Source organism: Lysinibacillus sp. NPDC086135 (assembly GCF_044746345.1).
Classification (GTDB): Bacteria; Bacillota; Bacilli; order Bacillales_A; family Planococcaceae; genus Lysinibacillus.
This window is the reverse complement of the sequence record NZ_JBIVCA010000014.1, coordinates 42,314-50,391: the sequence shown is the minus strand read 5'-3', so window position 1 is coordinate 50,391 and position 8,078 is coordinate 42,314. Positions and strand designations below refer to the sequence as shown.

Annotated in this window: 8 protein-coding genes; 4 read left to right on the top strand and 4 right to left on the bottom strand. The window is 35.1% G+C overall.

Features of this window, described 5'->3' with window-relative positions:
- Positions 1 to 290 precede the first annotated feature (290 nt).
- The 4 genes from ACIPKN_RS17720 to ACIPKN_RS17705 form a co-directional block, all read right to left on the bottom strand.
- Positions 291 to 1,835, bottom strand: a complete 1,545-nt coding sequence (locus ACIPKN_RS17720; RefSeq protein ID WP_400938668.1) for a solute symporter family protein — start codon at positions 1,833 to 1,835, stop codon at positions 291 to 293.
- A gap of 8 nt (positions 1,836 to 1,843) precedes the next feature.
- A complete protein-coding gene (locus ACIPKN_RS17715; protein WP_400938437.1) occupies positions 1,844 to 2,182 on the bottom strand; it encodes a DUF485 domain-containing protein in 339 nt (112 codons plus the stop codon).
- Between the two features lie 488 nt (positions 2,183 to 2,670).
- The gene (locus ACIPKN_RS17710) at positions 2,671 to 4,224 is read right to left on the bottom strand and encodes a solute symporter family protein (protein WP_400938434.1); all 1,554 of its coding nucleotides are present in this window, start codon (positions 4,222 to 4,224) and stop codon (positions 2,671 to 2,673) included.
- Positions 4,225 to 4,560, bottom strand: coding sequence for a DUF485 domain-containing protein (locus ACIPKN_RS17705; protein ID WP_400938431.1), 336 nt, complete (start codon positions 4,558 to 4,560; stop codon positions 4,225 to 4,227).
- Between the two features lie 587 nt (positions 4,561 to 5,147).
- Here ACIPKN_RS17705 and ACIPKN_RS17700 point away from each other — a divergent pair.
- The 4 genes from ACIPKN_RS17700 (at position 5,148) to ACIPKN_RS17685 (ending at position 8,076) form a co-directional block, all read left to right on the top strand.
- A complete protein-coding gene (locus ACIPKN_RS17700) occupies positions 5,148 to 5,735 on the top strand; it encodes an SCO family protein (RefSeq protein WP_400938429.1) in 588 nt (195 codons plus the stop codon).
- A gap of 325 nt (positions 5,736 to 6,060) precedes the next feature.
- Positions 6,061 to 6,519 carry a 2-thiouracil desulfurase family protein gene (locus ACIPKN_RS17695; RefSeq protein WP_400938427.1) on the top strand — a complete coding sequence of 153 codons (459 nt, stop codon included), beginning with the start codon at positions 6,061 to 6,063 and terminating at the stop codon, positions 6,517 to 6,519.
- A 274-nt stretch (positions 6,520 to 6,793) separates the two neighbouring features.
- Positions 6,794 to 6,928, top strand: a complete 135-nt coding sequence (locus tag ACIPKN_RS17690) for a CcdC protein domain-containing protein (protein ID WP_483869530.1) — start codon at positions 6,794 to 6,796, stop codon at positions 6,926 to 6,928.
- A 443-nt stretch (positions 6,929 to 7,371) separates the two neighbouring features.
- Complete coding sequence (locus ACIPKN_RS17685; protein ID WP_400938424.1) at positions 7,372 to 8,076, top strand: ABC transporter ATP-binding protein; 705 nt, start codon at positions 7,372 to 7,374, stop codon at positions 8,074 to 8,076.
- Positions 8,077 to 8,078: the final 2 nt, after the last annotated feature.

Here is an 8,078-nt window from a genome sequence, read left to right as displayed (position 1 = left end):
CGCTACGCTTTCGCACAGAAAACAATTGCTGCTGACGCTACGCTTTCGCACAGAAAACAATTGCTGCTGACGCTACGCTTTCGCACAGAAAACAATTGCTGCTGACGCTACGCTTTCGCACAGAAAACAATTGTTGCTGACGCTACGCTTTCGCACATAAAAAATTGTTGCTGACGTTTCTTTTTCGCGCAGAGCAAAGCTTCGTGGATGCGTTAGATGAACGCTTGGGCAACAAGTTAAGAAAAAGAAAGACCTCGTAAGTATTATTAACTTACAAGGTCATTGTTATATTAGTGAGATACGTCCTGTACAGAAATACCTGTGTTAGCTTTAACATCCACTTCACGATATTTCTTAGCATCTGATTCCTTAGAAAGGAATGTTCCGATGAAACCTCCAAGGAAGCCAAGTGGTACAGAAATTATTGCAGGGTTCGTTAACGAAATTAATGGATTTCCAACGAAAATTGCTTTTCCTTCAACTGGATTCCAAAGGTTTGGTGAAACTGCAACAAGAATTAAAGCAGAGATTAAACCTGTTAACATTGCTGTAATAGCACCTGCTGTATTAAAGCGTTTCCAGTAGATTGTATAGATGATTACAGGTAAATTAGCTGAACCTGCAATACAGAATGCAAGTGATACTAAGAACGCTACGTTTAATGTTTGTGCACCAAGTGCTAAAAGGATTGAAATAACAGCGATTGTGATAGAACCGATACGAGCTGCAAGTACTTGCTCTTTCTCTGTGATTTTGCCTTTTTTAATGATTTGACCATAAATATCATGCGAAAGGGCAGATGCACCAGAAAGGACAAGACCAGCTACTACCGCTAAGATTGTTGCGAAAGCTACCGCACATACGAATGAGAATAATATGTCTCCACCAAGTGCTTCCGCAAGAAGTGGAGCAGCCATGTTACCAGCAGCGTTTGCAGAAATAATTTCTTCTTTACCAACGAATTTAGCTGCACCGAAGCCTAAGAAGATTGTAAGAATGTAGAAAATACCTACAATCCAAGTAGCCCAGATTACTGAGGAACGAGCAGTTTTTGCATCTTTTACTGTAAAGAAGCGCATTAGGATATGTGGAAGTCCTGCTGTACCTAATACTAAAGCGATTAACATTGAAATAGTATCTATACCATTTTGATATTTAAGACCTGGGTTCAAATAAGCTGCACCGCTATCAGTTGCAGTTTCCATTTCTTTAAACATCGTTGCAATACTAAAGCCGAATTCTTTTAATACTAAGAATGAAATAATAACTGTTCCTAACATTAAAAGACAAGCTTTAATAATTTGTACCCAAGATGTTGCAGTCATACCACCAAATAGTACGTATGTCGTCATCATAAAGCCTACGATTAATACGGCAAGCCAATAGTCGATCCCTAAAAGTAATTGAATAAGTGCTCCTGCACCAACTAGTTGTGCAATCATGTAGAATAATACAATTGTAATAGTGCTTAAAGCTGCTGTACCACGAACTTTAGAGCTATCAAAACGCGCTGTGATCATGTCAGCTAATGTAAATTTACCAAGATTACGTAATGGCTCAGCAACGATGTATAGAACCACTAAGTAAGCTACTAAATATCCGATAGAGAAGAAGAATCCATCAAATCCAAATAATGCAACTGCTCCGGCGATCCCTAAGAAAGATGCTGCTGATAAGTAGTCACCTGCGATGGCTAGTCCATTTTGCCAGCCTGTTAACCCGCCGCCTGCAGTATAGAAATCACTTGCAGAAGATGTTCGTTTTGATGCCCACCATGTAATAACTAATGTTAAACCAACAATGGCTACGAAGAAGAATATGGCTGTAAAACTCATCCCGTTATTCATCGGCGGCCACCTCCGTTCTCGTATTCAGCGATAATCGCCTGTGCTTCTTTATCAAAACTATTCGCTTTTGCTACATATACGTGACATAAGCTCCAAGTCATGATGAATAATCCTGCTGAATATAGCCACACCCAAGTAATTTCCCCAATTGCCTTTTGGTGTAGTACTGTCGTGAACGAAGTAAGAATTGGTAGCAACATATAAGCTGCTAAGAAGATCACAGTTATTGACCAAAGAAATGATTTCTTTCTTCGAACAAGCGCTTTAAATGATTCTTGACTTGCAATTGCATCATAGTCAATCACGACGCCCTTGCTTGCTTGATTGTTCCCCATTAACATTCCCCATTTTGTGTTTATTTTTTCTGCTTAAAGACTCGAATTTGCTAGGTTAGTGAATTCACCTCTTCATTTTATGAGACAGTTCACAAAATTGCAATACTTTTCAGAAAAATTATGAAAAAATAATTTTTAGAAAAATAGTCTTAAAAGAGAATATACATAACAAGCCCTAGAAATAAAAGGATTTTGGAAAATTCTGATAAACAAGCGAAGTTAGGTCAATTCTAGATTTTCGAGTGGGAAATTAGGATAAAATTTTAAAAAAAGAATGGTTTTTTATAAAAAATAAACACTATTTACTCAGTGAAAATCAAACTTTTTTGAAAGAGAATAGTATTGTTCAATAAGTAAAATGGTAAATTTTTTATAATAAAAAGTTAAAAAACCCGACAAAAAATCGAGTTTTTTAACTTGATATTTTTATTATGAAGGATAGGACGATTGATATAGCCTTTTGCAATTATTTGGATTGCGGAAAGCAATCAATGAGAGATATCAGAGACGGATACACCTGTGTTTGCTTTCACGCGAATTTCCTTGTAAATGCGATCTGCTTCTTCCTGTGGTACTTTGCTAGAAGATAGAACAGTGCCTAAATAACCTGTGATAAAGCCAAGTGGAATTGTAATAACCGCTGGAACTGCTAACGGTACGATAGGATTACCAACAAATATTGCCGCACCTTCAACAGGACTCCATACATTTGGTCCCATAGCACCTAAAACTAAACATGATACTAAACCAGTTACCATCGCTGTTATAGCACCTGTTGAATTGAATTTTTTCCAGTAGATTGTGTACAGAATAACAGGTAAGTTTGCTGAAGCACCGATACAAAATGCGAAGGATACTAAGAACGATACATTCAAGTTTTGTGCAAATAGTGCAAGGATAATGGAAACAAAGGCAATAGAAATTGAACCAGTACGAGCTGCTACAACTTGTTGCTTTTCTGTTAATTTACCACCTTTAATGATTTCTCCATAAATATCATGGGAAATCGCAGAAGCTCCTGTTAAAACTAAACCCGAAACAACAGCTAAAATAGTTGCAAATGCTACGGCACCGATAAATGCCATTAACACATCACCGCCCAAATAATTAGCAAGAAGTGGGGCAGCCGTGTTACCAGCTTTACTTTCAGCAAGAATTTTATCGATCCCTACAAAATTTAATGCTCCGAAGCCTAAAAAAATAGTTAATGAGAAGAAAATAGCTGTAATCCAAGTCGTCCATGAAATAGAAGAGCGAGCAGTTTTGGCATCTTTAACGGTGAAGAAGCGCATTAAAATATGAGGTAACCCAGATGTTCCTAAGACAAGCGCCATCATCATCGAAATCGAATCAATTGAACTTGTATATTTCATCCCTGGTACAAGGAATTTCTCGCCATGATCCACAGCGATCGTATCAAACATTTTCATTAGAGAGAAGTCGAATTTAATTAATACTAATGTAGCTAATAAGCCTGTCCCAAATAAAAGAAGGCTAGCCTTAATAATTTGCACCCAAGAAGTAGCTGTCATGCCACCGAATAATACATAAGTCGTCATCATAACACCTACGATTAAAACCGCAATCCAATACTCTATACCAAATAATAGTTTAATAAGAGCACCAGCACCTACTAATTGTGCAATCATATAAAGGATTACGATGATAATTGTTCCTGACGCAGCTACCCCGCGAATGCGTTTTTCATTAAAACGGGCAGTAAGCATATCTGCCAAAGTATAACGACCTAAATTACGCATCGGCTCCGCAATTACATAAAGAAGAACTAAGTTAGCTACTACATAGCCTACAGAGAAGAAGAAGCCATCAAAACCAGTTAAGGCAATCGCGCCGGATACGCCAAGAAATGCAGCGGCAGATAAGTAGTCACCAGCGATTGCAAAACCATTTTGCCAACCTTTAAGACCACCGCCAGCTGTATAAAAATCTGCCGCAGAAGACGTACGTTTCGCTGCGATATATGTTACTACAAGAGTTAAACTAACGATTGCTAAAAAGAAACCAACGGATACTAAGTTCATTTATTTTCCACCTTTCGCCTGATACTCAGCTAGTACTGCTGCCGCAGCTTTATCGAATGAAGCAGCTTTTTTCACATACACTGTACAAAGAACGATTGTCATCATGAATAATCCTGCTGAATAAACCCAAACACCTGTAATATTTCCGACAATTTTTTGTTGTAGTACAGGTTGAAAAGCGAGGATTGGTAGCAAAATATAAAGTGTTAAAAATACTGCTGTAATCGAGAAAAGGAAGGTATTCTTCTTTTTCACGAACTTATTGAACGTTTCCATAGCTTCAATTGCGCTATAGTCAACTGAATCTTTATTTTTGCCTCCAGAAATGTTTACCATTATTATTCCCCCTCAAGTGATATATTTCTGTCTTAAACGACATATTTCTTTTTCTCTCGTCGTTATATTCACTTATTTTATGGGGAAGATTCTTATAATGCAATACTAAATTTCGAGTTTTTGTAATTTTTGATCATTTTCAGATTGTGGAAATAACATAGAAATAATAAGGATTTAATAGAAATAAACTGTATAAAAGAGAATGGTATTTTTTATAGAATAATATTCTTATAATAGTTTAATGATGATAATTGTGAATGTGGGAGAAAATTCGAGTGTGAAAGAGAAATTTTAAGAATTTATTATTGTGGCTCCATATGTAGGATATGCTTGAAAACTAAAAAAACTCTGTTACATAACAATTGTATGATGTCTTGGGAAATAACCAAAATAGTAAAAAACAGTTTTAAAAAATTTTAAAAGAATTGTGAATTGTCTAGAAATTATAGGATATTAATATACCAAAATCATACAATATACATTGAATGGACATAAAAAAATGAAAGGGTAAGCTCATATCTTGTATTCAGTAACTATAATTTATACAATAAAAAACGATGGTAAATTGAAGGGAAGTGAGCAAATATATGAAAAAGAACAGTGTCTTGCTCGTGTTGATACTAACATTAAGTAGCATTCTAACTGGTTGTGGAAGTTATAAATTTGAACCTGAGATGAACATAGAAGTACAGGATTTTTCGGTAACTAATCAAAGAAATGAAAAGGTTAGCCTTAATGATATTAAAGGCAAGCCTTCGTTAGCGATGTTCATCTTTACTAATTGTAATTCCATTTGTCCGCCAATGACGTATAACATGACGGAGGTGCAAAAGGCACTTCAGGATAAAGGCATGGAAGATTATCAGATTTTAGCTTTTAGCGTTGATCCTCAGGTTGATAAGCCAGAAGTTTTAAAAAATTATTTAAAAACATATTCAGTACCCGATGAAAGCAAATGGCAACTATTAACTGGCTATGATCAAAAGTTTATTGAACAGTTTGCTATGAAATCGTTTAAATCACACGTGAAAAACGATCCAAATTCTGACCAAGTTATACATACGGGAAGGTATTACTTAGTTAATGCTGATGGGATTGTTGTGAAAGATTATAATGGTACAACAGATGTACCAGTTGAGACGATTGTGGCAGATATGCAGGCGTTAACTAAATAATAAAAAATAACTCAGAGGTGGGAATGTTTTATTAATTCAGTTAATACATCAGTTTCCTATATACAATGTGTAACATGATAATAAGCTATAAAGCTGAGCTATTTTTTATTAGTTCAGCTTTTATTTATGATTAAAGATATATAATTTGGAATGCTTATAAAATAAAAGTATTGTATATGTAATTTTTTTATCTGTTATTCAACGAACGAAGCAGGTTAGTTGGAGAGTGTTGTTTAACTTGTGTTCAACAATCGGACCAGATAATGAAGTAAGAAATGATATTAATTGAAAAACATAAGGTGAAATTTAATTTGAGGTGATAGCAATGATATTAGTAAGTTCTTGCTTAGCAGGATTAAAAGTAAGATATAACGGTACGCATAGTTTAGATAATAAGATTCGTAAACTAATAGAAGACAATAAGGCGATTGCCGTATGCCCTGAATTGCTTGGTGGGTTTTCAACTCCCAGAAAACCTGCTGAAATAATAGGTGGTGATGGGGAAGATGTATTGAATGGTAAAGCCAAAGTGATTGAGATATCAGGTAAAGATGTTACGAAATTGTACATAAAAGGAGCTTACGAAACATTAAAACAGGTTATAGAGGTTGGAGCGACAATAGTCGTTCTTAAAGAATATAGTCCATCTTGTGGAAGTTCAATGATTTATAATGGCGAATTTAAAGGTAAGAAAATTATTGGAAACGGAGTTACAACTGCTTTACTTAAAAGAAATGGAATACAAGTAATATCTGAAGAGCAGTTTTCCGATAATATCCGTTGAAATTATTAAAAAGATTTTCGATTATAGAGCGCAATCCTGGAAAAGGATAAGCGCTCATTTTTGATTTTATGGTCATTTAATTGAATAACTTACTTTAAAGAAAACTGGATATTTATATTAAATACAGATGAGATTGTGAAGAGTCAAATTTAAACTAACGGAGCAGGTTAATTTATAGGGAAAATTTTGTTATAGTTGAAATTTATGCAATAATGCATTTATTAAACATAATTCGGGGGGGTTTTTTGTGCAAACTGCAATACCAACTACTTCTATGTTTCTACTTATAGGATTGTTTATTTTAGTTCGTAGAATCCGTTCTATGTACAAATCAACCAAAGGGGGAGGAAAGCGAATAATTCATCCTCTTCTATTCTTAACATCAGGATTTTCATTTCTTTGTGAATAAATATACTTATTCTAAGCCTCTAACATCTTGTCACTCATCATTTAAATCTTAGGTAACCAATAATTATATTATGTCTACTAAAAATGTATTTTTTACCAAACGTGTATATATTTAATTTTATCAGCTTATATATTATTAGAATGATTTAACTGTTTTTGGCCGAATCCGGACGAAATAATGCCGAGGCATTACTGCCGTCAATATTATGGAATCTTCTTGAAGCCGTGGATGCGTGATGTGGTTGTAATCTCCACAGAGATCGGTAGATTGAAATCCTTTTTAAGTCGATTTAAATTTCTAACATTTTGCCGTGATTAACGGCTTCTTAATAAAGCCAAGCAACAAAAAGAGACAACTAAAAGTAACTCTAAAATATACGACAAATGTTGTTTATTTTAGAGTTACTTGCCGTTGATAAAAAATTATTTGAGGAGATGAAATAAATGAAAAAGCTAATCGAATTTAAAAACGTAACGAAAGAATACAAAATAGGAGAAGTCCCAATTAAGGCCCTTAATGGTGTTGATTTTTCCATAAATGAGGGGGAATTCGTCGTTATTTTAGGGGCTAGTGGTGCGGGTAAAAGTACGATTCTGAATCTTCTTGGCGGTATGGATACGGCTACCTCAGGTCAAGTCTTTGTTGGGAATCAAGAAATAACAAGATTGAACGAAAAAAAGTTAACGGAATATCGTGGTGAGAAAGTGGGTTTCGTCTTTCAATTCTATAACTTAATTCCGAATTTAAACGCTCTTGAAAATGTTGAGTTCGCTACTGAGGTATGTAAAAACAATCTGGATGCTAAAGATATTTTACATAAAGTCGGATTAGCGGATCGTATTAAAAATTTCCCTTCCCAGCTTTCTGGAGGAGAGCAACAAAGAGTAGCTATAGCTAGAGCTGTTGCGAAAAACCCCTTACTTTTACTCTGTGATGAACCAACCGGCGCTTTGGATTATGTAACTGGCAAGTCTGTATTAAAGCTTCTGCAAGATTTAAATAGAGAAACGAAGAAATGTGTTGTTTTAGTCACACATAATTCTGCCATTGCCCCTATGGCTGACAAAATAATTAAAGTAAAAAGCGGACTGATCGAAAGTGTTACGATAAATGAGGAAAAACAAAGTGTTGAAGGGATTGAGTGGTAATC

Excerpts from the sequence above, each read along its gene's own strand:
- ACIPKN_RS17700 (WP_400938429.1), top strand. The coding sequence starts at position 5,148 with ATGAAAAAGAACAGTGTCTTGCTCGTGTTGATACTAACATTAAGTAGC.
- ACIPKN_RS17705 (WP_400938431.1), bottom strand. The coding sequence starts at position 4,560 with ATGGTAAACATTTCTGGAGGCAAAAATAAAGATTCAGTTGACTATAGC.
- ACIPKN_RS17715 (WP_400938437.1), bottom strand. The coding sequence starts at position 2,182 with ATGGGGAACAATCAAGCAAGCAAGGGCGTCGTGATTGACTATGATGCA.
- ACIPKN_RS17720 (WP_400938668.1), bottom strand. The coding sequence starts at position 1,835 with ATGAGTTTTACAGCCATATTCTTCTTCGTAGCCATTGTTGGTTTAACA.
- ACIPKN_RS17695 (WP_400938427.1), top strand. The coding sequence starts at position 6,061 with ATGATATTAGTAAGTTCTTGCTTAGCAGGATTAAAAGTAAGATATAAC.
- ACIPKN_RS17685 (WP_400938424.1), top strand. The coding sequence starts at position 7,372 with ATGAAAAAGCTAATCGAATTTAAAAACGTAACGAAAGAATACAAAATA.
- ACIPKN_RS17690 (WP_483869530.1), top strand. The coding sequence starts at position 6,794 with ATGTTTCTACTTATAGGATTGTTTATTTTAGTTCGTAGAATCCGTTCT.
- ACIPKN_RS17710 (WP_400938434.1), bottom strand. The coding sequence starts at position 4,224 with ATGAACTTAGTATCCGTTGGTTTCTTTTTAGCAATCGTTAGTTTAACT.